21 protein-coding genes are annotated in these 22,405 nt (G+C 36.3%); 1 reads left to right on the forward strand and 20 read right to left on the reverse strand.

The window, feature by feature from the left end; all coding sequences use genetic code 11:
• Positions 1 to 153: 153 nt before the first annotated feature.
• Positions 154 to 1,746 carry a hypothetical protein gene (locus tag AB3G38_RS15070; protein WP_367864698.1) on the reverse strand — a complete coding sequence of 531 codons (1,593 nt, stop codon included), beginning with the start codon at positions 1,744 to 1,746 and terminating at the stop codon, positions 154 to 156.
• Positions 1,747 to 2,267: 521 nt separating this feature from the next.
• On the opposite strand from AB3G38_RS15070, the gene pseF reads away from it, so the two are divergent.
• On the forward strand, positions 2,268 to 2,954 hold the full coding sequence (pseF, locus tag AB3G38_RS15075) for a pseudaminic acid cytidylyltransferase (RefSeq protein ID WP_367864699.1): 687 nt from the start codon (positions 2,268 to 2,270) through the stop codon (positions 2,952 to 2,954).
• Between the two features lie 57 nt (positions 2,955 to 3,011).
• Here the strand turns inward: pseF and AB3G38_RS15080 are convergent, their stop codons facing one another.
• The 19 genes from AB3G38_RS15080 to AB3G38_RS15170 form a co-directional block, all read right to left on the reverse strand.
• Positions 3,012 to 3,983 carry a UDP-GlcNAc--UDP-phosphate GlcNAc-1-phosphate transferase gene (locus tag AB3G38_RS15080; RefSeq protein ID WP_367864700.1) on the reverse strand — a complete coding sequence of 324 codons (972 nt, stop codon included), beginning with the start codon at positions 3,981 to 3,983 and terminating at the stop codon, positions 3,012 to 3,014.
• Positions 3,984 to 3,988: 5 nt separating this feature from the next.
• The gene (locus tag AB3G38_RS15085; RefSeq protein WP_367864701.1) at positions 3,989 to 4,876 is read right to left on the reverse strand and encodes an NAD-dependent epimerase/dehydratase family protein; all 888 of its coding nucleotides are present in this window, start codon (positions 4,874 to 4,876) and stop codon (positions 3,989 to 3,991) included.
• Positions 4,873 to 5,859, reverse strand: a complete 987-nt coding sequence (locus tag AB3G38_RS15090; protein ID WP_367864702.1) for a hypothetical protein — start codon at positions 5,857 to 5,859, stop codon at positions 4,873 to 4,875. The genes AB3G38_RS15085 and AB3G38_RS15090 overlap by 4 nt, the downstream gene beginning before the upstream one ends.
• Positions 5,860 to 6,996 (reverse strand): NAD-dependent epimerase/dehydratase family protein, encoded by a 1,137-nt coding sequence (locus AB3G38_RS15095; protein WP_367864703.1) that lies wholly within the window; start codon positions 6,994 to 6,996, stop codon positions 5,860 to 5,862. It lies immediately after the preceding gene.
• A 5-nt stretch (positions 6,997 to 7,001) separates the two neighbouring features.
• Entirely contained in the window at positions 7,002 to 7,607 is a 606-nt protein-coding gene (locus AB3G38_RS15100) for a DapH/DapD/GlmU-related protein (protein WP_367864704.1), read from the reverse strand.
• Positions 7,604 to 8,374 carry a glycosyltransferase family 2 protein gene (locus tag AB3G38_RS15105; protein ID WP_367864705.1) on the reverse strand — a complete coding sequence of 257 codons (771 nt, stop codon included), beginning with the start codon at positions 8,372 to 8,374 and terminating at the stop codon, positions 7,604 to 7,606. Before AB3G38_RS15105 ends, AB3G38_RS15100 begins: the two co-directional genes overlap by 4 nt.
• 63 nt (positions 8,375 to 8,437) lie before the next feature.
• Positions 8,438 to 9,574: an NAD-dependent epimerase/dehydratase family protein gene (locus tag AB3G38_RS15110; RefSeq protein ID WP_367864706.1), complete on the reverse strand. Its 1,137-nt coding sequence runs from the start codon at positions 9,572 to 9,574 to the stop codon at positions 8,438 to 8,440.
• 18 nt (positions 9,575 to 9,592) lie between these two features.
• Complete coding sequence (locus AB3G38_RS15115) at positions 9,593 to 10,207, reverse strand: acetyltransferase (RefSeq protein ID WP_367864707.1); 615 nt, start codon at positions 10,205 to 10,207, stop codon at positions 9,593 to 9,595.
• Positions 10,208 to 10,244: 37 nt separating this feature from the next.
• Positions 10,245 to 11,216, reverse strand: coding sequence for a hypothetical protein (locus AB3G38_RS15120; RefSeq protein WP_367864708.1), 972 nt, complete (start codon positions 11,214 to 11,216; stop codon positions 10,245 to 10,247).
• A 4-nt stretch (positions 11,217 to 11,220) separates the two neighbouring features.
• Positions 11,221 to 12,408 (reverse strand): O-antigen ligase family protein, encoded by a 1,188-nt coding sequence (locus AB3G38_RS15125; protein ID WP_367864709.1) that lies wholly within the window; start codon positions 12,406 to 12,408, stop codon positions 11,221 to 11,223.
• 60 nt (positions 12,409 to 12,468) lie between these two features.
• Positions 12,469 to 13,359: a phytanoyl-CoA dioxygenase family protein gene (locus AB3G38_RS15130; protein ID WP_367864710.1), complete on the reverse strand. Its 891-nt coding sequence runs from the start codon at positions 13,357 to 13,359 to the stop codon at positions 12,469 to 12,471.
• Positions 13,360 to 13,363: 4 nt separating this feature from the next.
• A complete protein-coding gene (locus AB3G38_RS15135; RefSeq protein WP_367864711.1) occupies positions 13,364 to 14,608 on the reverse strand; it encodes a hypothetical protein in 1,245 nt (414 codons plus the stop codon).
• Positions 14,575 to 15,579 (reverse strand): DapH/DapD/GlmU-related protein, encoded by a 1,005-nt coding sequence (locus AB3G38_RS15140; protein WP_367864712.1) that lies wholly within the window; start codon positions 15,577 to 15,579, stop codon positions 14,575 to 14,577. Before AB3G38_RS15140 ends, AB3G38_RS15135 begins: the two co-directional genes overlap by 34 nt.
• On the reverse strand, positions 15,554 to 16,909 hold the full coding sequence (locus AB3G38_RS15145; RefSeq protein WP_367864713.1) for a hypothetical protein: 1,356 nt from the start codon (positions 16,907 to 16,909) through the stop codon (positions 15,554 to 15,556). The genes AB3G38_RS15140 and AB3G38_RS15145 overlap by 26 nt, the downstream gene beginning before the upstream one ends.
• On the reverse strand, positions 16,906 to 17,943 hold the full coding sequence (gene pseI / locus AB3G38_RS15150; protein ID WP_367864714.1) for a pseudaminic acid synthase: 1,038 nt from the start codon (positions 17,941 to 17,943) through the stop codon (positions 16,906 to 16,908). Before pseI ends, AB3G38_RS15145 begins: the two co-directional genes overlap by 4 nt.
• Positions 17,944 to 18,008: 65 nt before the next feature.
• Positions 18,009 to 19,448 (reverse strand): UDP-2,4-diacetamido-2,4,6-trideoxy-beta-L-altropyranose hydrolase, encoded by a 1,440-nt coding sequence (gene pseG, locus AB3G38_RS15155; protein ID WP_367864715.1) that lies wholly within the window; start codon positions 19,446 to 19,448, stop codon positions 18,009 to 18,011.
• Entirely contained in the window at positions 19,449 to 20,768 is a 1,320-nt protein-coding gene (locus tag AB3G38_RS15160; RefSeq protein WP_367864716.1) for an aminotransferase class III-fold pyridoxal phosphate-dependent enzyme, read from the reverse strand. It lies immediately after the preceding gene.
• Positions 20,761 to 21,522 carry an NTP transferase domain-containing protein gene (locus AB3G38_RS15165; RefSeq protein WP_367864717.1) on the reverse strand — a complete coding sequence of 254 codons (762 nt, stop codon included), beginning with the start codon at positions 21,520 to 21,522 and terminating at the stop codon, positions 20,761 to 20,763. Before AB3G38_RS15165 ends, AB3G38_RS15160 begins: the two co-directional genes overlap by 8 nt.
• Positions 21,510 to 22,385: an aldo/keto reductase gene (locus tag AB3G38_RS15170; RefSeq protein ID WP_367864718.1), complete on the reverse strand. Its 876-nt coding sequence runs from the start codon at positions 22,383 to 22,385 to the stop codon at positions 21,510 to 21,512. Before AB3G38_RS15170 ends, AB3G38_RS15165 begins: the two co-directional genes overlap by 13 nt.
• Positions 22,386 to 22,405: the final 20 nt, after the last annotated feature.

Here is a 22,405-nt window from a genome sequence, read left to right on the forward strand (position 1 = left end):
AAGAAGTTAATAACATAACCCGAAACCTTCTTAAATTTTCTATCTTAATAAAAAGGCTCTTAAAAAGATAATTTCAATTTCAGAAACTCATCTGAAACCGTGCCAATAAATGACCTAAATAATGAACATTTATAGAGCGAGTGTATATAAAATCTAAAAATCTGTATAAATGTTTCTGAATGAAGACCTTAGACCAATAGTGAAGAATCTTTGTTTATCAGTAAACTCACTATTGCTTTCTTTTCTGTAAGTGGCTCCAAACTCCAGACGAAGATTGTTTTTGGGATTAAGTATATAGCCAAGCTTAGCATCTGCAAACAGTAAATTTGTTTTTAAACCGTGACCTATATTGACTCCATAATTATCTACACGGGTAGTATACGATTTATAAATATCTTTCCCGTAATTAAGTCCGTTAATATCCAGACCATAGGTTGCAGAACTCAATTGCATTCTCAAATCAAATCTCTTGTACCTGTAATTGGCAATACCTACATATTCTGCAAAATTTGCACCATAAGGATGTGCAAGCGATTGATTATAATGTCCATAATTTTTATAATGGTCTGTAGCTGAGTAAGAATAAGGTCTTACCCTGTTTGTTTCCAGCTGAAGAAATAAGTTTTTAACCTTAAAAGCATCAAAACCTTTAATACCTAATTGTCCACCTTGTTTATTTGCCCAGTAACCCGTATTGGCAAATACTTCTTTAAAAGTAAACTCATTAATCATTAACTGCCCGTAAGCTACATAACGATCCGCTATTTTATAACTTGCATTCAGTCCGATAAGTGCTTTGTCAGGAGATCCGTTTGCATATTCAGTAGGCCGCATAAACATCACTGGATTTACATAACTGAAATCAAAACCTCTTGGTTTCCACATGATGTTTTCAAACAGGCCCAAGCTAAGTCTTTTGGTTACATTCCAGCTTAAATAATGAAATAAACCATATTTTTTCGGATAAGGTGTCTCATCGTCAAAAGGGGTATCATATAAATCAATAAATTGAGCCCACATAGCCATATAACGAACGTTACCCAGTGTAGCAGTAACCTTAAAGAAAGGATAGTTAAATGCATTATCTGATAATAACAGAGATCTGTAACCATCTCCAATAAAGTTCTTGTCATAACCCAGTTGAAAATTCACATACTTTGACGGGGTATAAGATAATGTTCCACCAGAATAGGCATAGTCGAATCCGCCAACTCCATATGTTTTGGCATATCCCTGCCCGGGAACTACCCTGTTCTTTGTAATATAATCAGTCAGGTACTGCGCAAACTTTCCCTGATTTTCATAAAAATGACTGGTAAATGAGAACTTCTTTCCTATTTTCCCGCCTAACTCAATTCCTCTTGTATTCAGCCAGATTGTTTTGCTGCTTTGTTTACCGATCTGAAGATCAGGAATAAAATCCAGGTAAAAAGAATAATCTTTATCGTTCACTTCTACCAGATGTTCCTGAAATATTTTTCTGAAAAGCCAGTTTTTGCTTTGCCAGTCTTGCTGAAGAGGCATTGCACTTTTCAATAAGCTGTCTTTCCCTAAAGTGTCTACATCAGCTGCAATATATGGCAACAAGGCCGAATGACTACGTTTAGAGCCATTAAAATATATTTCTTTCCCTAATTTATTATTGAGATCATGGCCAAGGGGCAATAATTCAGACTGAGCATTTACTTTACTAATTACTAAGGTAAAGAAGATACAAAAGATGAATTTAAGTTTAGTACAGTTCATGTAACAAAGATATATTATTCAAAATAATTCTTGGTATGCTTCAGATTAAAAGCGCTTAATGTGTTTTAATACTAACAACTCAATTGATACGTTAGTAATACAAAGATTAAATAAATTTATCATTAAGAAAATAAAATATAAGTCCAATGTTATTCCAGCTCATAATTTAGAAGCGATAAAGGTGTTGAATCTCATCCAGACAGACAGTTGAGACAGCTGAAGACTGTATTAACTTTTAAGATAAGAATAGAAACAAGCCGAAAGTAAATCAAATGTTATTTAAATGTTACAAGTCATGTTACCACTTTATTTTGGTATATACCGAAAAACTTGTATACTTAATGAAAGTCAAAGAGAATTATAAATGCATATAAAGCGATTATTATTCGTAAAAAAAAGTATCAGTTAAAAAAAATTATTTATTAAACCATTAGAAGGAGCAAGAGTCTGAAGTTAAGAATAATTAAGGTCTCATGTAAAGCAAATTCACAAACCACCAATTAATACTATAAATCTGAATTATGAATAGACTGGCAATTATTCCTGCCCGGGGCGGCAGTAAAAGAATTCCAAGGAAAAATATTAAAGATTTTTTCGGTAAACCCATTATCGCCTATTCTATTGAGGCTGCTATAAATTCAAAGTTATTCGATGAAGTTATGGTTTCAACTGATGATCCCGAAATTGCAGCTATCGCGATACAATATGGCGCCAGTGTACCCTTTTTTAGAAGCGAATCTAACAGCAATGACTTTGCTACGACCATAAGTGTCCTTAAAGAGGTAGAAATGGCCTATAAGGAAAATTTCAATAAGTCATTTGACTACATCTGCTGTATCTATCCAACAGCTCCGTTAATTAATTCTGATAAACTTTTAGAAGGATATAATTTAATGGTTGAGAAAGAACTGGATTCCGTTTTTCCAGTCGTTGAATTTTCTTATCCGGTTAAGCGTGGAGTTGAAATAGTTGATGGGAAAACAAAAATGGTCTGGCCAGAGCATAAAAATGCGCGTTCTCAAGATCTGGAAACAGTTTACCACGATGCAGGACAGTGGTATTGGTATAACCCCGAAAAAATAAAAAACTCTTTATTTAAAGAAAATACCGGCTCAGTAATCTTATCCCCAGAAAGAGTGCAGGATATCGATACTCAAAGTGACTGGATGTTGGCAGAGCTTAAATATATCTTATGCAGCAACTCATAGCCGCTATTCATGTGGCATAATAAACTACAGGCTGACACTGCAAGGTGGCGGGTTTTATTAAACCCTTTTATCCAGGAGCCTTGCAGAACCTTCAGCAGCAAATCTCCAAACCATAAAAATAGTTGCACTGCATACCAATAAAAGACACAGACTAAAAATAGAATTGGGCATCCAGTAAACAATCAGCACATTAACAGCAAGCTGAACCAGTGCATAAATCAGGGAAACCAGCAAATGAGATACTTTTCTTTCATTTGCCCAGTACTGATAAAAATGAGCTCTGTGAGCTTCAAAGATATTCTCTTTACGGATAACTCTGAATATAATGGTGGTTACCGCATCCAGCCCATATATTAACAATAGCAAAAGGTAGTTCAGGTTTTCTGTTTTTATAATCAATTGTAATAACAGGAACAATACAATAAAAGCTATACTTACACTCCCTACATCCCCCGCAAAACATTTCGCTCTTTTCCTGAAATTAAAGAAATTAAATACAATTAAGGACAAGCCTGTGATTATCAGAAGCTCATTTGAGGTAAAAGTGATCACATATTGATTAATATAATATAAACTTCCGATTGCAACCAGGCTATAAGCTCCTGTTATCCCATTAATACCATCCATAAAATTATAAGCATTGATGGTTCCAATAACGAATATTGCTGCGATAATGACCAGATACCAGGCCATTGAAAATAAATCCAGCTGCGCAAATAACAAAGCAACAGCCAGCAGATGAATAAAAAGTCTGATCTTATTGTTGAGCGTTAAAATATCATCCAGAAAACTGATCAGCGCAATAAGAAACAGCCCTGCAATAAAAAAGGGATATTGAAATTGATATAAACAAAAGAAGAGAATTGCAGCTATACCAAAAATGATTCCCCCACCGCGTATAGTAAGTGCAGTATGCGAGCTCCTGCTATTTGGTCTGTCTATGATATTAAAGTGAGCAGCTGCTTTGAAATAAAAAAGTTCAATGGCAAAAAGTGCAAGCAGAATGATAAGAATAGTGATAATCGACATATTTATTATTTTATCCTGAAACCATTTAAAACCCTGACAGGTTTCCAATCTAATAGTTTCCGGGCTTTAGAGTCATCAAATGTAAGATCCGAAGTGATTTTTTTTAATTTATTTGTATTAATTGGGGCGCGTCTTCCTGCAATATTTCCCATTAAAGCTATTATACTGGCCAGAAAGCCTGGTATACTGGCTGGTTTACGCTTACCAAGCTGAGCTGCAATGACTTCAGACAATTCTGAAAAAGAAGGATGATAACCATCTGTAAGATTATATATACCACCGATTTCAGCAGATTTGAATAAGATATCTGCCACATCAGCTGCCATTACCATACTTTTCTTTGCTTTTCCTCCCGCAATATTCAGATAATATCCTTTACTTATTCCATTGATCATAGCGCCAAGATTACCAGGAGGATTCGCTCCGGCCAGAAGTGGTAATCTTAAAATAGTACAAATAACTTTATGCTCAGTACACCATTGCTCAACCAGTTTTTCTGCCTCAATCTTGCTTTTACCATAAGGATCTGCGGCACTTAATGGTGTATCTTCATGAATATTACTTCCTGATTCTAAACCGTAAACTGCAACACTGCTGATGAATATAAATGCTTTGGGCAACTGGTTTGTATGGACTAACCCTTGCAGTAAATGAATAGTTCCATTTACGTTGACCTCATAAAATTCCCGATTTTCAGCTTCAGTTTTAGGAACAGAGTGAGCCTTACCAGCTGCGTGAATAACAATATCAATAGCTGGAAGAGTGGGAATTTGCTTTGATAAGTCACAAACGATATCCTCGTTTTCGGACCTCCCTAAACTTATGATTTCCTTTTGATATTTTAATCGGATTATCTTTCCTAAAAAACCTGAAGCACCTGTTAATAAAATCATTCTAATTCAAATATATTACTAATCCAACCATCAATACTATATTTAAACAGGAGTTCTGGAGTAGAAGGTTGAAACGGTACATTAAAAAAAGCAGTATCCAGCTTAGGGTCTTCTCTGTCTATTAGTAAAATATTTGCTTCATTATACAAATCATACTTTAAGATATCTTTATTAGTAGTTACTAATTTGCGCTGAACACCTAAAGTTTCCAGTGTACGCATTGTTAAACCAATCTGATTAGGGTGATTTATGTCCAGAACTACTTTAGATCTGCACATTAAATCAGCTATATCATGATGGCCTAAAGATTTAAAAGAGACGTCACTATACTTAACCTGTCTGAAAGATTTATCGAATATTTTTTTGAAAGCAAATAATAATTTACTGCTCAGATAGAAATAAAGCTTAGCATTTTTTATGCTGGCGGCCTCTATAAGTTTGTTGACAAAAATATACCTGTCGCTATGCGCTGTACCAACAAACAAAAAGTCAAATTCAATATTTCCTGCTTCTTTATTGCTGTAGGCCCTGGTATAAAACAAAGCCCTTAGCTTAAGGTCGTATTTTTCGGCATCATGCGGATCAAAAGTGAATTTCGAAGTAAATAACGGAAGCAATTCCAGATTCTGTTTTCTATTTTTAAAAGAATCCCACATATATAAAATACATTTTGCCTCAGGAAATGCTTTCTTAAGCCTTGACAAGCTTTCCAGCGAAATAGATTCAGGATTGACGAAGAACAAATAATCAAGTTTTTTCCCGGCTAATTTTTCCAGGATACTGTCGTAATAATTATTTATTTTATTCTTCAAAAAGTTCTTATTGATTCTTATCAATGCCTTTGAATATACATTATTAGAAGGCCTGTCGTCAAACCACACCACATTTGCCCCGAGTCTTTCCAGAGCCCCCTGGATTTCCTTCTCATAATTGAAAAACGTAGGACAGAAAAACAATACAGATTTACCGGATAAATTTTGCATTTATTTATATAACCCTCTTACCTTCATTTCTTCAATCGACTTATTGTAGTTATCATTTTCCACTTCCTGAGTATTTACCCATGCTGCAAATTGTTGTAATCCCTGCTCAAAACTAACTTCAGGGCTGAAACCTAATTTGTTTTTTATTTTAGTTAAATCAGCATAATTATGGCGGATATCCCCAAGACGGTAATTACCACTTATAGTTAGCGGTACTTCAACTTTATAATTTTCAATCAGACCTTTCGCAACACTAATCACATCAACAGGCACACCTGTACCAACGTTGAAAATCTCACCATTAGCTTCTTCCATCTCAATACCCAGTATGGTTGCCGCGACTACGTCATCAATAAATACAAAGTCTCTTGTTTCTTTACCATCTTCAAAAATATTTATTCCATTTCCATTCTTGATCTGGGTAGAAAAGATAGATAAAATACCTGTATATGGATTTTTCAGCGATTGGCCCGGGCCATAAACGTTCTGGTAACGAAATGCTACTGGCGAAATACCAAGCGTAGGACATACCGTCATCACCATCTGTTCCTGATTTTGTTTGGTAATCCCATAAACAGAAGAAGGATGTATTTTTGATTCTTCATCTGTTGCCAACAACGCTAACGGAGCCTGATCATCCAGATATTTAACTTCAAAATTGCCCTCGTCCATATACTTTGCTACACGATGAGCCGGATACACTATTCCGTATTTTTCACTTTTATATTTTCCTTCACCATAGATAGATCTCGAAGAGGCTACTACGACTTTTTTAACCTGATGAGGCGTATTAGCCAGTAAATCAAGCATAATAGCTGTTCCATTGATATTTACATCCACATATTTCTGAATTTCATACATGGATTGTCCAGTTCCTGTTTCAGCAGCATAATGTACTACGACATCCTGTCCTTTCAAGGCCTCTTCCCAATCCAGTTTAGAAGTTACCGTACCGTGAATGAATTTCACTTTGTCTTTAATACTCTGGTACAAAGGAGATGTATTTGCAGCATCAGCGCCATGTATCTGAGGAGATAAATTATCCAGTACAGTTACACTATATCCTTTCTCAATGAGTTTCAACGATAAGTTACTGCCTATAAAACCAGCACCCCCGGTAATTAATATATTTTTCATAAACTTTATTTTATAATTTCCCATCTCTGTGTATCGAAGTTAAACCGCTTAATCGGTTTTGCCGGCGCACCTACTGCAATAACATTGGGAGGTAAACTTTTGGTCACAACAGAATTTGCCCCTACAATAGTTCCCTTTCCAATCGTAACTCCTGGTAATACACTAACGAACTCACCTAACCAGACATTATCTTCAATATGAACAGCTTTAGTCTTATATTTTCTAAGGATAGGTATTTCAAGAGGAGAAGAGTCCATCTCACCTCCTTCATAAGCACCATGAGAACAATCAGATATATAAATTTTGCTGGCCATCAGCACATTATTTCCGATAGTAACTGATTCCATCGCAGTGATATGAACATAATCATTCATTTGAACATTACTCCCGATTTTAATAATAGGATCAGTAGTGGCTATCAATGGATATGCTTCTATCCGGCAACCAAAGCCAGTAGTAAAACCCTGACCAACACCAACGTATTTTTTATTCCTGATATCAAAAGGCAATCTGATAATTTTTGCCTGTGGAAAAAAAATCTTAGTATATAAAACGGATTGAATCAGTTTCAAACTACCAAAGAAACCATAAACACGAAATAACTTGATCATTTCTTTCTGAGTTTTACGATGACTAATCTTCTGATATATTTTAATACTGAATATACTACTAAAAAGGAATACTCAAATATTCCGACCACATTAAGGCGTAAGGCTTCCCGGAGATTTTTTAATTCTCCTTTTTCCATTTCCTTCAAATTAGAGGATAAACCCGAAAACCCGAAATCAGGTTTCCCGCCGCCTGTTAACACATAACTCTCATTTAACAGCATACAATTATTCTTATTGCAAATTCTCAGCCAGTAATTTCCTTCTTCTGCATACCGTTGTGTTTCATCAAAAAAACCAATCTCAGTTAAAATTTTCCGCTTGAAAATAACAGTCGGAGTAGAAAAGAAATTTTTATACATCAGAAATCTCGCAGAAATTGGTGTCAGCCGGGAGAATTTCTTTGACAAAAAGCTATCCAGAACCTGTCCGTTTCTGTTGCATCCAAGAAGGTCTATTGCAGGGTCAGCTTCCAATACCGTAAGCTGTTCCTGCAGCTTTTGTTTGTCCCACTCATCATCAGCGTCAAGCAATGCAATGTAGTCTCCCTGAGCGGCCCGCATTCCAGCATTTCTTGCCGTTGAAACCCCGCCATTCTTCTTTTTGATCAAACTAATATTAAGATCTTGATTTTCAGTAATATATTCCTCAACCAAAGCAGCACAATTATCTGTACTGCCATCATCAACAACGATAATTTCGAAATCTTTGCAGGTCTGGTTTTTTACTGAATTCAAGGTTCCCTGAATAGTCCCCGATGAATTATACATAGGTATAACCACTGAAACCGTTTTTTTTGACAAAGTCATAAATACTATTAAATTCTAATCTGGTTATTTTAACAATCCACGACTTTTCATCTCATGAATTGACTGTGCATAATTATCATTTTCTACTTCCTGCCCGTTTACCCAGTTGGTAAACTCCTGAATACCCTGTTCAAAAGTATAAGCTGGCTTAAACCCTAATTTCGCCTCAATCTTGGTCATATCAGCAAAATTATGCCTGATATCTCCTAAACGATAATTTCCGGTAATCGTGATCGGAACTTCCACCCCATAGTTTTTTACCAATGTAGTAGCTACAGTGATCACGTCAGTTGGCACTCCTGTACCGACGTTAAATACTTCACCATCGGCAGCCGGGTTTTCAATTCCTAAAATTGTCGCATTTACCACATCGTCAATAAAAACAAAATCTCTTGTTTCTTTACCGTCTTCAAAAATATTAATTCCATTTCCATTCTTGATCTGCGTAGAAAAGATAGATAAGATGCCTGTATATGGATTCTTTAATGATTGTCCCGGGCCATATACATTCTGATATCTGAATGCTACTGGCGAAATTCCCAGCGTAGGACACACTGTCATAATCATTTGCTCCTGATTCTGTTTTGTAATTCCATAAACTGAAGAAGGATGTATTTTTGATTCTTCATCAGTAGCTAACAGCTCTAAATCTTCTTGATCATCAGCATATTTAACTTCGAAATCACCCTTATCCATCGCTGCCGAAGTACGGTGCTTAGGATAAACAATCCCTTTTTCAGCACTTCTGTATTTACCTTCACCATAAATTGATCTGGAAGATGCAATCACAATTTTTTTAACCTGATGAGGCTGATTAGCCAGCAAGTCAAGCATGATTGCCGTCCCGTTTACATTCACATCCACGTATTTCTGAATTTCATACATAGATTGTCCAGTACCCGTTTCTGCTGCATAATGAACGATAATATCCTGATCTTTAATTGCTGCTTCCCAGTCCTTTTTAGAAGTAACTGTTCCTGATATAAATTTAACTTTATCTTTTATGCTAAGGTATAAAGGGGATGTCTCTAATGGGTTTTCACCGTGAATTTGAGGAGATAAATTGTCTAAAACTGTAATTTTATGACCTTTTTTTATAAGTGCCAGGGCTAAATTACTTCCAATAAAACCAGCTCCACCAGTAATCAATATATTTTTCATTCTTTTTATTTTTAACGTCTATTTAAATAACCCATCAGGATCTTTAGGAATTAATTCCCATCTTCCGCTCTCAAAATTAAATCTTTTGATTGGTCTTGCCGGAATACCAACTGCAATAACATTCGCAGGCAGATCCTTTGAAACAACAGAGTTAGTACCAACAATTGTACCCTCACCTATAGTTACCCCTGGTAATACAGCAACAAATTCACCAAGCCATACCCTGTCCCCGATCACCACATCTTTTGAAGACAGTTCTCTTGAGCCAGGACGGATCATTGGTGAACTGTCAGTTTCATTTCCTGAATATTCACCGTGTGAACAGTCTGAAATATAAATTTTGCTCGCCATCAGTACATCGTTACCAATTACAACTCTGGAACGTGCCGTGATATGTACAGCATCCTGCAATTGTACGTTATCGCCAATATGCAGCACTACTTCACCGTTCTTTGGATACGATTCAAGCCTGCAACCAAATCCCATGGTAAAATTCGCACCCCACTTTATATGTTTTCTTCCTCTTATATCAACGGGTAAAAGCATTAATTTGGCAGAACGATAGAATATTTTTGTAAAGATCCATGACCTGATCAGTATAAACATTCCCCAAATACCATATGTCTTAATCATAATTATAATTTCTATTAAAATACCAGGAAAACCAATGTTAGTTCCTAAAAAAAATACGCTTTAACCAATCTTCAATTGTCAATAATTTATTGTTTACCACCCCTGCCTTGAAATCAAGGAATGAAGGCTCCACAAATGGCTGCTTTTCATCCAGAAAAGCAATACAATCCGTATTATAAATTTCCGGATCATCTTTTATTTTATGGTTGTTAGTTAATATTTTAGTATTGGAAGCTAAAGCCTCAATAACTCTCATCGCTAATCCCGTTTGATTCGGACTGCTCACATCCACCATCACCCTGGTTTCTTTTAAAAACCCCAGATAATCATTTCTCTCCATTCGCTTAAATGAAACTATAGTGGTATCTAATTTAACCCCTTTAACACGTTCTTTGATATAAGAAGTAAATGGCATATATAAAAATGCTTTCAGTTTAAATCCATTCGCTTCAGCATACTCCTTAAATTTAACTACCGCCTGATATCTTTCAGGCAAAAACCAGCCCATAAAGAAGAAGTCATATGCAGCTTGTTTTTTATCACTGACAATAGTTTTTACATCATCTGAGAAAAACAGCGGAATATACTTCAGTGCAGGAAATACCCTGCAATCTTCAAAATCGAAAGAATAGACCTGGTCGAAACGATCCAGTAAATGCGCATATGGGTTTGTTTTATTAGAATCCCATTGATACATGATCATTTTCGACTGCGGATTTAACCGTTTAAATTCCATTAAAAACTCCTCAGTAATCTGATATCCTCTAACTACAAATAAGTAATCAAACTGATCCTGTTTGATCTGTTCTGTAAGTTTACGGTAATGTGTCGCCTGGTAATCCTTCAGCTGTTTATTGAAAAAGTTATTAATTATTTTAAAAGTCAGGCCATAAGTTCTTTCAGGAAGAAATTTAACCTCTGCTCCCATTGAGCTTAACTTCTCAGTGATCAGGGTGTGATATTCATGAAAAACCGGTCCGATAAATAATATTTTTTTATTCTTAAACATAGATTTAAATAGCATAGGGCTTAGATCCAACCAATTTGAATCTAAATAATGAATATAGTCCTGAACAGGCTATCAATACAAAAAAAGGATCCAGTATCAATGGTTCAGATAAGTTTGAGATTATTATTATTAAGAGAAAAAGCCATCTTTTCTCTTTGGTCAGGCCTTGTTTATAAATCAAAAGGAACCAGGCAAATACAAACGGTATACCAAATCTGGTCAGAAAGTACATAATAGAGTTAGAACTTCTTCTATCTGCTATAAGATCAACAAACTCACTGGAGTAACCACTTAAAAGAGAGGTACTCGAACTTTTAACGGATTTATAAGTATCTCCTGACATTCCAATTCCGGTCAATGGATATCTGCCAGTAATATTTACACCCTCAGCAAAATCATACACTCTCATAATTGAAGAGGTAACCTCAGAAGAAGAAGTATCGCCTTCATTAACCTTTTGGTTATAGTTCAGGATAAAAACAGGGAGCGCCACCACAACTAAAAACGAGGCAACTATTATCTTTTGAATACGGGTAGTATTTCCTGAAAACAGCAATACTATAAATTGCAACAATAAAATCGCAATCCCTGTAGTAGAGTAAGTAGTCAGAATCAGAATAGCAGCAATGACCTGATATCTTTTATTCCGGAATACAAAAGAACTCATAAAGAATAAAAAATTCATAAAGATCTGTAGTATTCCAGGCTCCCAGAATAAACCCTGGTTTCTATAAACAGTTATACCAAACAGATCAAAACTGCTATTGTAGAAAAAGGCATATAAAAAAGTATTGGAATTGAGGTCTTCTGAATTCACATTAACCACAAACCGGATTACAAAAAAAGATAATATAAATCCTATAATTGCGTGACAGGCTATGAACTTCAATGCACCATGTAAGAGTAATCCGAAATCTATATTCCGGCCTTTCAGATGCATAAAAAACAACCCTATAATTATAAACCTGAAATAAAGGATGATATAAGCTACAGGATCGTTTGAAAAAGGCACTGCAATAAAATGGATGAACAGTACAGCACCGAACATCAATGATATAACAAGGTAAGTAATCAGTAGATTGGTAGCATAGGGAACTTTAAAATCTCTGAGAAATATAATAGCCAGAACAATTGTACTTAAAACAAATATCATGGGGCCCCACAGCGCTGCATATACAGTACCCGTAAGCATGATGATTAAGAACAAATATAATTTTTCCAGTTTCAATACTCAAGAACCCCGCTTTGTAAATTACTTAGTAACAATAAGTCTGTTAACATATTCATCCAGCTTCATACTTTCTACTAAAGCTGATTTTTTAGGCTGATAATCTTCCACATGTAAAGGTCTGTAAGAATATTGAACCTGTAATAATAACCTGTTGCCTTTTAAAGGTAATTGTCCTTTATGAACACCATAAGTATCTTCTAAAAAGCAAGCTCCTTTTTGTTCTATCAGCGTTGTAATTTTTTCCTGGCCAAATGACTCAACCACTTCCTCATCACTAAATCTTCTGAGCTCGGTTAATTTATTGGATTTGTGAGATCCTTTCACAAAAATATGGGGGCCGCTATCTGCAGTCACATCTGTTAAATAGAAGAACAACTTTACAAATTTGAAATCATCCATATCTCTATGGTAAAACTGTGCCTCCTTAGCAGACTCCCTGCTCCCGAACGACCACCAGCAATTGATATTGGAGACAGTAGGTTTAACTCCAAGATATTTTGAAACTACATTCAGTATTTTCGAATCATTTGCAATCGCTATGATCTCAGGAAATTCAGCCAGACTATTTCTGGTATAATGTGCTAATTGCACATCATTTCCTGGATTTGACAGATCAACCACTGGCCGGCTTGCCTTTGCAGTGTCAAAGCATTCCACATGGCTTAACTTACTCACAATAGATGAAATCTGACTCTCTGATAAAACAAAACCCAGATGTGAAAATCCGTCAGCTTTTAGCTCATTAAAGATTTCATCTTCCTGTTTCGCAATATGAAGTGAATTTATTCCGGCAGAATGTCCCGGATTTGGTAAAAATAACCTATGAACTCCACAAATTAAGTCTCTAAGCTGAATATTGTGTGCTCTTCGCTGAATGTAAAATGAAACCCTATCAATAAACCGTTTGCCCATAGTATTAAGATTTGTTTAATTTGTTAAAATAATAACTGTTAAAAATAAAGAAAAAGAAGGCGCTAATACTTTCAATAATAAAAAAGCCGCCCAGAGATGGTTTTTCAAGTATTACATACAAAGATAACAGACCTACGTAAGTAAAAACCGAAATAAGACTACCAAATAATATTAATCTGAATTTCTTCGCTGCATTAAAGAAAGTTATAGCTGGTCCGCTCAAATGAAGAAACAACAATGATGGAAATATAGTATAAATCAGATAAACCGATTCAATATGTTTCGGTAAGAATATCCTGACCATTGTATTGGCCAACAAAATTGTTGCCAGCATTACCAAAAGATAATATCCACCCAAAATAAGATATTGCCTTTTTAAAGTGGCTTTCAGATCAGCTTTCAGATTTAACTCATATTTTTCAATGATCGAGGGAAAAAAGAGATTACTCACTGCGCCCGGGAAAACACTCACCAGAGAAACGAATAGTGTAATCAGAAATGTTTTACCCAGAATAACGGTTCCTAAACTAAAAGTAATCACCCATCTTCCCAGTTGAGAATTAAATAAAGTCAGCCCCGTTGTCAGGTAAGGGACAAATCCAAGAGAGATGATTTTCAGTATGTACTTTTTAAAACTCAGGAAACTAATTCCTGGTATTAAACCAGGAACAATTAAATAAGCAACTCCGATAATGATCAATGGCTGTATTAATAATCCCGCCAGCACAGCTGGTAAGCCTATCCACTTGGCAAGGAATGTAATTACAAAAGAAACTATCGCTGAACTCAGCTGAGCCTTATTCAGAATGAAGATATTCTTTGTTCCCAGCAGTTTACAGGTTACCCAATTTGAATATAATGAAGTAACTCCTATAATAATCAGGAGGAAAAGAATTGAGGTACTTATTCCTGTATCGTAAAAAAAATCTACAACAACCCCTGCAATACAAAGCAGAATAGTAAGGAATACAAAAAACATCAGTAATGCAGCGTTTACCCGCTTTAAAATATTTTCTCTTTTGTAAGAAAATAACCTGTATGCTCCGGTCACCGCACCTATTTGCAGCAGAGAAATTGTTGTTGTCACTGTTTGTGATAACGCAATGATACCTAATTTTTCGAAATCGAAGATTTTCAGTAAAATGAAACTCTTAAAGAATCCGATGGCACTAACTACAAATGTAATTATTACAAATTTAGACTTAGGACTGGTTATTAAAGCTGTAAGCCTGCTGAATTTATTTTCCATATGTATTTAGAGGCTGCTGATCCATTTATCTGGTCTGCCTGAAGGGTAATAACATTAAATTTTTCTTTGATCTCCGGGGAGAGCTGACTGAATCCGTCCGGAACATTGCTTTTAGCATTTTCCAGCTTCACCTCTAACTCAAATGGCCCCGCTTCAAGTTGTAACTCTGCACCAGCTTCTGCATTAAGAAAAATGCTTACAAGCATTTTCTGAGCACAAAAACCTGCTATTTTCAATTTTCTATCCGGTGATTTTGTAAATAAAAACATGGAAACTGCTTCCAGCTCCAGACCAGCATTCAAACTATCCTGAATTTCAAACTGCCGGTAATTACATCCTCTGTAAAAGAAAGGCCAGTGTTCGGCTACGGCAGATTTTATTTCCCTGAAGGATTCATTAAAATCAAGTCGTTTTCCTATCTCTTTTCCAGGAACACCACCAAAAATAGTATATGGAAATACATTTTTTGTAACTACAGAATTTGATCCGATAACCGCACCCTTTCCAATATAAACCCCGGGCATGATAACGACTCCAAAGCCAATCCAGCAATCATCCTCTATGACAATCGCCTTACTGCTTGAAACTAATTTATCTTGTGCCTTAATAGGTAAAGCTGGTAAATGAGCAAAGGTATGCGTACCTGAGGAAATAAAAATTTCGGACGCAAACAGGCAATTTGAACCTATAGATACATTTCCATAAATCTTACAATTATCATTCAAGGAAGTTCCTGAGCCTATGTGTATTTTTTCCTTCCAGGCATATAATTCAGTATTATACCCCATAGAAAAGTAATCTCCAATTGCGATTCTTCCGTTTTTATCGAATATATTTATCCTTGACGTATTTTTTAACTGAGGAATTTTTCCGACAGAAAATCTATCCTTAAGCAAACATTTCACGTAAAAAACCCGGATCAGATTAAGCAAATACGGTATCAGGCTACTTATCTTGTCTAATAAGCTCATCTTCTATGGCATTTTTAATTGCAGCAACATTTTCGGCACTATAAACTCCCGCATGAGGGAAAGGATTACCAGGTTTGATGTAATTTAACATCTTCGCAACAAAATAATCAAAGGCAGATGAGGTATTAAAAGGAACATTCCCTCTAAGCAAGTCATAAACCTCTTTGAAAGATTTACAATTATTAACACCATCAAAAGCATCATAAAATACTCTTCCCAGGTTAATCACTTTTTTGCCTAAAGACAGGGCTTCAAAACCAGCAGTACTACCTAATGTAATAATCACACTGCATTTTCCCAAAATCTCAGTTGTAGGCTCTTCTCCCTTAATAAAGATCAGGTTCGGATACCGTTTCTTAATATTGCGAAATCTTTTTTCAAGCAAAACTCCTGTTTGCTGAGGATGTTCCTTAATTACAAGAATCTGATCCTGACTCAAACATTTCAAGGTGTTTTCAATTACAGAAACCTGATTATCGAAATAATAGGCCATATAAAAAAGAACAGCCTCTGGTTCAAAATGCAAAGGATAAAAGATAAGCTCTCTGCCTTCACTATCTGCTATATTATCATATTTATTAGTCCATGTAAATACCGATAATAAGAAAAGCTTAATATTCCACAAACTTGTATTCAGACTGGCACCATAGGCCATTCTTCGTTTAAGCTTTGGCACTTTAGTCATCAAAGAGACTTCCAGCATCGCTGTCCATATATTTTTGGAAAACTTAAGGAAAGAATACCTCGTACTTTTGGCTTTTACATAAAACGGTCGTTCAAGTCCATCACGCAGTCCCTGAACAAAAGATGTTGCTTCTTTAAGCTCGGTTTCCGAAGGAACTATAGTTTCCAGAGTTTCCTTCATAGAATTGTGATAAGGGCTTTTCTGCCAATAAAACGTTCCTTGCTTTGGAAAACTCATCCAGGACATATATTTAATTCCTTTGGCCTTTGCTTCAATAGCGAGCACCTCAGAAAGCTCAATAGCTACTGTTTCATTGATAATCAGTGAGGGTTTATATTTCTCCAGAATATTTCTCCAGAAAGAGATCGATTTTTTAAGGATAGTTTCCCGCTCCTGCAAATTCAGGCCTACGTAATTCCGGTCACAGCCAAAAGAATATTCCAGATAAGAATTTAATTCCCCGTCTGCTGATAAAGAATCAAATTCTTCTTCTAAACAAATAATGTCTTCACCACCATTTGCACTTACTACCTCTTTCTCTCTTCTGTTCAGGACTACATACAGCGATTTATATTTGTCCGACTTTAATAAAGGGAATAATTTTGCCTGATAGTCTCTTGCGAAGAATAAAACGGTAGGCATCATATCAATTCCCAGCTTAACGCAGTTCCAACACTGATATCAGTTTTGACTTTAGCACCCATTATTTCATTATAGAACTTAGGATGCATGCCATAACCAGGACGTATAGAGCGAACGTTTTCCTTCGTTATTTCCTCTCCCACTTTCATATCTTTAACCACATACAGAGAACGGCAGAATTCTCTTCCTTTTTGTTGTTTATCTGTCAGTGAATAATCTATAGTACCCACTGCTTTTTCAGCTTCTCTTACTGCTTTAACCATGTCGGTAAATTCCTGCTCATTCATAGAAAATGAAGCGTCAGGACCACCTATTGCACGATCCAGAATAAAGTGTTTTTCTATTATTTTTGCACCCAGTACAGTAGCTACAACCGGACCTGTGCTGCCCATTGTATGATCTGATAATCCAGAAATCACACCAAAGCGATCTGCAAGATCTTTGATCATGATTAAATTGGCTTCTTCAATAGGTGCAGGATAGCTCGATGTACATTTTAATAAAGCAATGTCTGTATTTCCCATACGCTTACAAGCATCCAGAGCCAGCTCTATATCTTCTATTTCGGCAATACCTGTAGATATAATAACAGGTTTACCTTTAGAAGCCACATATTCAATCAATGGAATATCTGTAATCTCAAAAGAAGCTATCTTGTAAGCAGGTGTATTTAAATCCTCTAATAAATCTACGGCTGTAAAATCAAAAGGAGAAGAAAAACAAATCAGCCCCTCCGCAGCAGCAGCTTCAAATAATTGCTTATGCCATTCCCAGGGCGTGTAAGCCTCCAGGTATAGGTCATAAAAATATTTATCATCCCATAATGTCCCCTGTTTCAACCTGAAATCATCCTTTTTGGAATTGATAGTCATCGTATCAGCCGTATAAGTTTGTAATTTAATACAATCTGCCCCCGCCCGTTTTGCCGCTTTAATTGTTTCTAAAGCATTCTCTAAACTACCATTATGATTTGCCGATAATTCTGCAATAATAAATACAGAACTATCGCCACCTATATTACGTGATCCAATCTTCATCTCTTAATTTATAATCCTAACTAAATAAAATGTATCCTTATATTTCCCGGCAACTGTTCGAAGAATCAAGGCCGGATTCGCTTGCTAAATTTAACAAAATTAGTTGACGAATTGAATTCTACTCCATAACCGAGCTTTTGGAAAACCTTTACTGACGCTGTGTTTTCAGACAAAACTTCACCACAAATAGTGGATATATTTTCATCTGATTGTGTCAGGAGTAAATCCAATCCCTTTTTTAATAATACAGTACCTAAACCCCTGTTCTGGAAACCGGGATCTACCAGGTAACTGATATTTGCCGTATTTCCATCCATATCAAATCTTATTGATCCAAATACTTTCTGCTCCAGCTCTCCCAAATAATAAAAACAATGTTTATCATTTAATTTAGCCAGAAACCATTTTTTATGGCCTTCAAAATCAATTGTGCCCTTATTAAAAGAGAACCTTCTGACTTCACTATTGGCAGCCCATTCAAAAGTCTTTAATAAATCACTTTCCAAAGCTTCCCTGAGCAAAACTTTATCCTCAGTCTGAAACTGCTTAAAATATTTCAGCAACCTGATCCCTGATTTACCATCTACTAACCTTTTATTAAGCTTAACAGGGCTTTTAAAGAATAAATCTACCGCCTTCACAATGGCTTCTTTTGAAAAGTATTCAGCAGATATGAAATAATCCAATGCCTTATATTTTTCGAAGAAATTCTTCTGGTTCTCCACATACATGCCTGAGATTACCTGTCTGCCCGCAGCTAACACTTCCTGCAAAATACCACTGGCAGGAACTATTGCTAATTCAGCCGCTGCCATTAAATCCCGCATGACTTCAGGTGTAATGGAATGAAATAAGTTGAACCTCGGATCATCAGCAATAGAAAGCTTTAATTCATCCATATACTGATACGCAGTCCCTGCAACTATCGTTATGCTTTTAAACCGCTTATCATCCTTAAGAATAGCTGTCACCAGCTGTGTGATATTCTTTGGATCAGCTCCCCCAAAACAAACAAAAACTGAATCAGGCTTTGCTTCGCTCAAACCCGGACTGTTCAGAAAAGGCGGACGTAACAAGACATAATCCAATCCCAGTGCAAACTGGGTATAAGGTTTACTGTGATAGTCAGTAGCATCAATACCCGGTGCGTGGTTAATAATCAGATCTGCAAAAAACTCTTTATCATGTAAATCGTCTATACAAACTAATCTTGATCCTTTGTCTTTAACCAATTTTTGATAAGCTGAATCCAGACCATAATGATCCAGCACCACTATATCATTTTTCTTCAATAAGGCTATAAAATTCTCTTCATTTTCAAGAAGGAGAAGATTAAAACCGAGCTGCTGAATATCAGTGCCAGTACCAGCCGGAATCTCTCTGGCTGCAAAAGTAATCGTAAATTCCTTTTGCAGCATTTGAGCCAGGGCAATACAACGCACTACATGCCCAAGGCCAATGGTAGTATTCGCATCTACCCTAAAAAATATAGCTGGTCTTTCCAATTAATTTAAACGCTTAAATCCTGAATGACAAACCGGTCCTTCTAAAAGGCTTTCCACCTTTAGTATATCTTTTTCACACTGGGCAATCTTAGCAAAAACCTCGTCCAGTGCATTGAAATAAGTTTCCAGCATTTCATCACTGTGCTCCGTACAAGCATAGAAATTAGTACTGGCCAGAATTCCTTTCTTTAACATTTCCTGTGCCACAAGCGTTTTATATTCCAATGCCTTCTGGCTATTAAAACTATAAGTAGTCAGTGCGGGTATTCCTGCCAGGGTAATCGATAAACCGTGCGTATCTGCCAGAGTAGTCCAGCCAGCCTGCATTTTTTTACCGGTTGCCGTAATGATATCCCATGATTTAATGCGTTCCATTACTTTTAAAGTTGCAAGTGCAGCCGTCGGGCCGATTCTCTCTGTCCAGAAAGTACTGCTGATGAAGGTAGTCTGAGTAGCTTCCATGACAGATTTTCTTCCAACGATGGCCGTTAAAGCATATCCGTTACCGATAGTTTTCCCGTACATTGCCATATCCGGTTCTACACCATATTTTTTGTATATACCACCAAAAGTCTCTCTGAATCCTGAAGTACACTCATCAAAAATCAGCACAATATTTTTAGCTGTTGCCAGGTCTCTTACTTTTTGCAGGAAATTATCTTCAGGACCGAAGTTACGTACAACTTCCATCTTGATCACACCAATTTCATTATTCTCTACTATAGATAATAGCTCTTCATAGTTATTATAGTGAAACGGATAAACCGTATTTTTCAAATTCTTTGGCACCCCGTTAGGGTTTAAGCCAGGCAGTAAATGTCCGGATAAATCATCACCACCGTTCAGGTTTGCAGACAAATACCAGTCATGCCACCCATGGTAACCACAAATAGCCACTTTATCTTTACCTGAGGCCGCTCTTGCGATACGTATCGCTATCGAATTCGCTTCGCCCCCACTCCTTGCAAATCTTACCATATCTGCCCATGGATTGATTTCTACCAGCTTCTCTGCCAGATATACTTCTTCAGGACAGCTCAGTGTACTCATATTTCCACTTTTTACAGTTTCCATTACAGCTGCATCAACTTCATCATTACCATAACCCAGTGTATTGGTTCCGATACCCATGATACACATGTCTAACAATTCTTTACCATCAAGATCCCATATTTTGCATCCTTTTGCTTTAGAAAAGTAAGCCGGCCACTGGTCAGGTAAAAACATTTCAGGTCTTTTGGATAACAACATTGTACCACCAGGTATCAATGTTTTAGCTTTTTCATATAACTCTTGTCCTTTTCCCATGTGATTAGTCATTTTTCAAGGATTTTAACAATCCTTCATTTCTTATGATATTAGCGTTGATTTTATGGAGATTATTCTTGATAATGTATTTTGTATAGGTTAACCAGGATTCTGCAGTCCCTAAATCATGGATCAGCTTTTCCATCAATTCAAAATCCCGGGGTTCATCAACAGTCATCCGTACATCAGAAAAATCATGTGCACAGGGAAGATTTACAGAAGTGAATAACTCACCGCCATTGTAAGTTGAATTTGCTCTTATATAAGGTGTAACATGTTCTCTCTCTGATTTCAACTGTGCGTCAATCCATGCTTTTTCCAGTGCAGAAAACTTAAATATTTCCACATCCTGTCCATCAGGGAACTGCTCTACCAGGATGTTTGCACAATAATCTGCCTGGTTCACCTGAGCTAAAGCAATTACAGCATCTATCAGTTCAGGATCAATTAACGGACAATCTGAAGTAACACGAATAACCCACTCAGGCTTAATATCTTTTGCTGCCTGGTAAAATCTATCCAGTACATCATCCACAGCTCCTCTTGAGCAATGAATACCCCATTGTTCAGCCAATGATGAAATCACATCATCTTCCTTAACTATAGTTGTAGCGACAACGATTTTGTCTACGAGCCTGCATTTTTTTATCCGGTCCAGGTGTATTTTTAAAAGCTCCTGTCCGTTTATTTTCATCAGGACTTTTCCTGGCAGACGTGTACTGCCTGTACGCGCCTGCGTAATTAGTAATGTTTTTACCTGTTCCATAAAGAAGGATTTAATAAAGTAACATCTTTGACGATGATCGTATTAATATCATTCAGAAGATTCTGAGATAAGCTATAGTCTGCGTCCAGTATATTTTGATTGAGATGCTCCAGGTTATCTACACCAATTAACACATTATCTATGTCAGGTTGCTGCAAACAATAATTCAGTGCCATTTTAGGCAATGAAACCTGGTAAGACTTACTCAATTCACGTATATACTCAAGTTCGGCTGCCAAAGACAAGGCTGTTTCATTTGCAGTCTGTAATGAAGTGAAAAACAAACCTTGTAAAAAAGCAGATCGCGTATGAACGATCTTACCCTTCATTCTCGCTCTTTTTAGCGTATCTTCTCTTAAATTAAGATTATCAAACAGGTTAAAAGGAAGTTGGATCAGATCTATTTCATCATCTTCAATAACATCCTCAATCTGTTCATTTGTATAAACTGACACTCCTATATATTCAATCTTACCTGCTTTCTTATAGGTATTTAACAATTGAATGATATGCTGATTTTCTTTGTAAGTCCGGTAAGAATGGAAAAGTATAGCATGCAGCTGACTCACATTTAATTCTACCAGGTACTTTTCTATCTTTTGATCTACATCACCTTCAAGATTATGAGGTAATTTAGTGATAATGTGAAAAATCTGATCAGGATGTGTTTTGTGAAACTCTCCTATAACCTGATGTGCATCGCCATAGGCTTCTGCCGTATCCAGATAACAGATACCAGCATCATAAGCAGTAGCTAAGATTTCATTTACTTTTTCCTGATTGGGTTTCCCCGAAGTATTATTGATGCCATAGGTAAGGCCAAACTGGACTGTACCCAATACAATCTTATTTGTAGCTTGCATCAATATTTTTCTTTAATAAT

This window comes from Pedobacter sp. WC2423 (assembly GCF_040822065.1).
Classification (GTDB): domain Bacteria; phylum Bacteroidota; class Bacteroidia; order Sphingobacteriales; family Sphingobacteriaceae; genus Pedobacter.

What these genes read in the sequence shown, in the direction of transcription:
- AB3G38_RS15070 (WP_367864698.1), bottom strand. Translation starts at nt 1,746, where the DNA reads ATGAACTGTACTAAACTTAAATTCATCTTTTGTATCTTCTTTACCTTA.
- pseF (WP_367864699.1), top strand. Translation starts at nt 2,268, where the DNA reads ATGAATAGACTGGCAATTATTCCTGCCCGGGGCGGCAGTAAAAGAATT.
- AB3G38_RS15080 (WP_367864700.1), bottom strand. Translation starts at nt 3,983, where the DNA reads ATGTCGATTATCACTATTCTTATCATTCTGCTTGCACTTTTTGCCATT.
- AB3G38_RS15085 (WP_367864701.1), bottom strand. Translation starts at nt 4,876, where the DNA reads ATGATTTTATTAACAGGTGCTTCAGGTTTTTTAGGAAAGATAATCCGA.
- AB3G38_RS15090 (WP_367864702.1), bottom strand. Translation starts at nt 5,859, where the DNA reads ATGCAAAATTTATCCGGTAAATCTGTATTGTTTTTCTGTCCTACGTTT.
- AB3G38_RS15095 (WP_367864703.1), bottom strand. Translation starts at nt 6,996, where the DNA reads ATGAAAAATATATTAATTACCGGGGGTGCTGGTTTTATAGGCAGTAAC.
- AB3G38_RS15100 (WP_367864704.1), bottom strand. Translation starts at nt 7,607, where the DNA reads ATGATCAAGTTATTTCGTGTTTATGGTTTCTTTGGTAGTTTGAAACTG.
- AB3G38_RS15105 (WP_367864705.1), bottom strand. Translation starts at nt 8,374, where the DNA reads ATGTATAATTCATCGGGGACTATTCAGGGAACCTTGAATTCAGTAAAA.
- AB3G38_RS15110 (WP_367864706.1), bottom strand. Translation starts at nt 9,574, where the DNA reads ATGAAAAATATATTGATTACTGGTGGAGCTGGTTTTATTGGAAGTAAT.
- AB3G38_RS15115 (WP_367864707.1), bottom strand. Translation starts at nt 10,207, where the DNA reads ATGATTAAGACATATGGTATTTGGGGAATGTTTATACTGATCAGGTCA.
- AB3G38_RS15120 (WP_367864708.1), bottom strand. Translation starts at nt 11,216, where the DNA reads ATGTTTAAGAATAAAAAAATATTATTTATCGGACCGGTTTTTCATGAA.
- AB3G38_RS15125 (WP_367864709.1), bottom strand. Translation starts at nt 12,408, where the DNA reads ATGCTTACGGGTACTGTATATGCAGCGCTGTGGGGCCCCATGATATTT.
- AB3G38_RS15130 (WP_367864710.1), bottom strand. Translation starts at nt 13,359, where the DNA reads ATGGGCAAACGGTTTATTGATAGGGTTTCATTTTACATTCAGCGAAGA.
- AB3G38_RS15135 (WP_367864711.1), bottom strand. Translation starts at nt 14,608, where the DNA reads ATGGAAAATAAATTCAGCAGGCTTACAGCTTTAATAACCAGTCCTAAG.
- AB3G38_RS15140 (WP_367864712.1), bottom strand. Translation starts at nt 15,579, where the DNA reads ATGAGCTTATTAGACAAGATAAGTAGCCTGATACCGTATTTGCTTAAT.
- AB3G38_RS15145 (WP_367864713.1), bottom strand. Translation starts at nt 16,909, where the DNA reads ATGATGCCTACCGTTTTATTCTTCGCAAGAGACTATCAGGCAAAATTA.
- pseI (WP_367864714.1), bottom strand. Translation starts at nt 17,943, where the DNA reads ATGAAGATTGGATCACGTAATATAGGTGGCGATAGTTCTGTATTTATT.
- AB3G38_RS15160 (WP_367864716.1), bottom strand. Translation starts at nt 20,768, where the DNA reads ATGACTAATCACATGGGAAAAGGACAAGAGTTATATGAAAAAGCTAAA.
- AB3G38_RS15165 (WP_367864717.1), bottom strand. Translation starts at nt 21,522, where the DNA reads ATGGAACAGGTAAAAACATTACTAATTACGCAGGCGCGTACAGGCAGT.
- AB3G38_RS15170 (WP_367864718.1), bottom strand. Translation starts at nt 22,385, where the DNA reads ATGCAAGCTACAAATAAGATTGTATTGGGTACAGTCCAGTTTGGCCTT.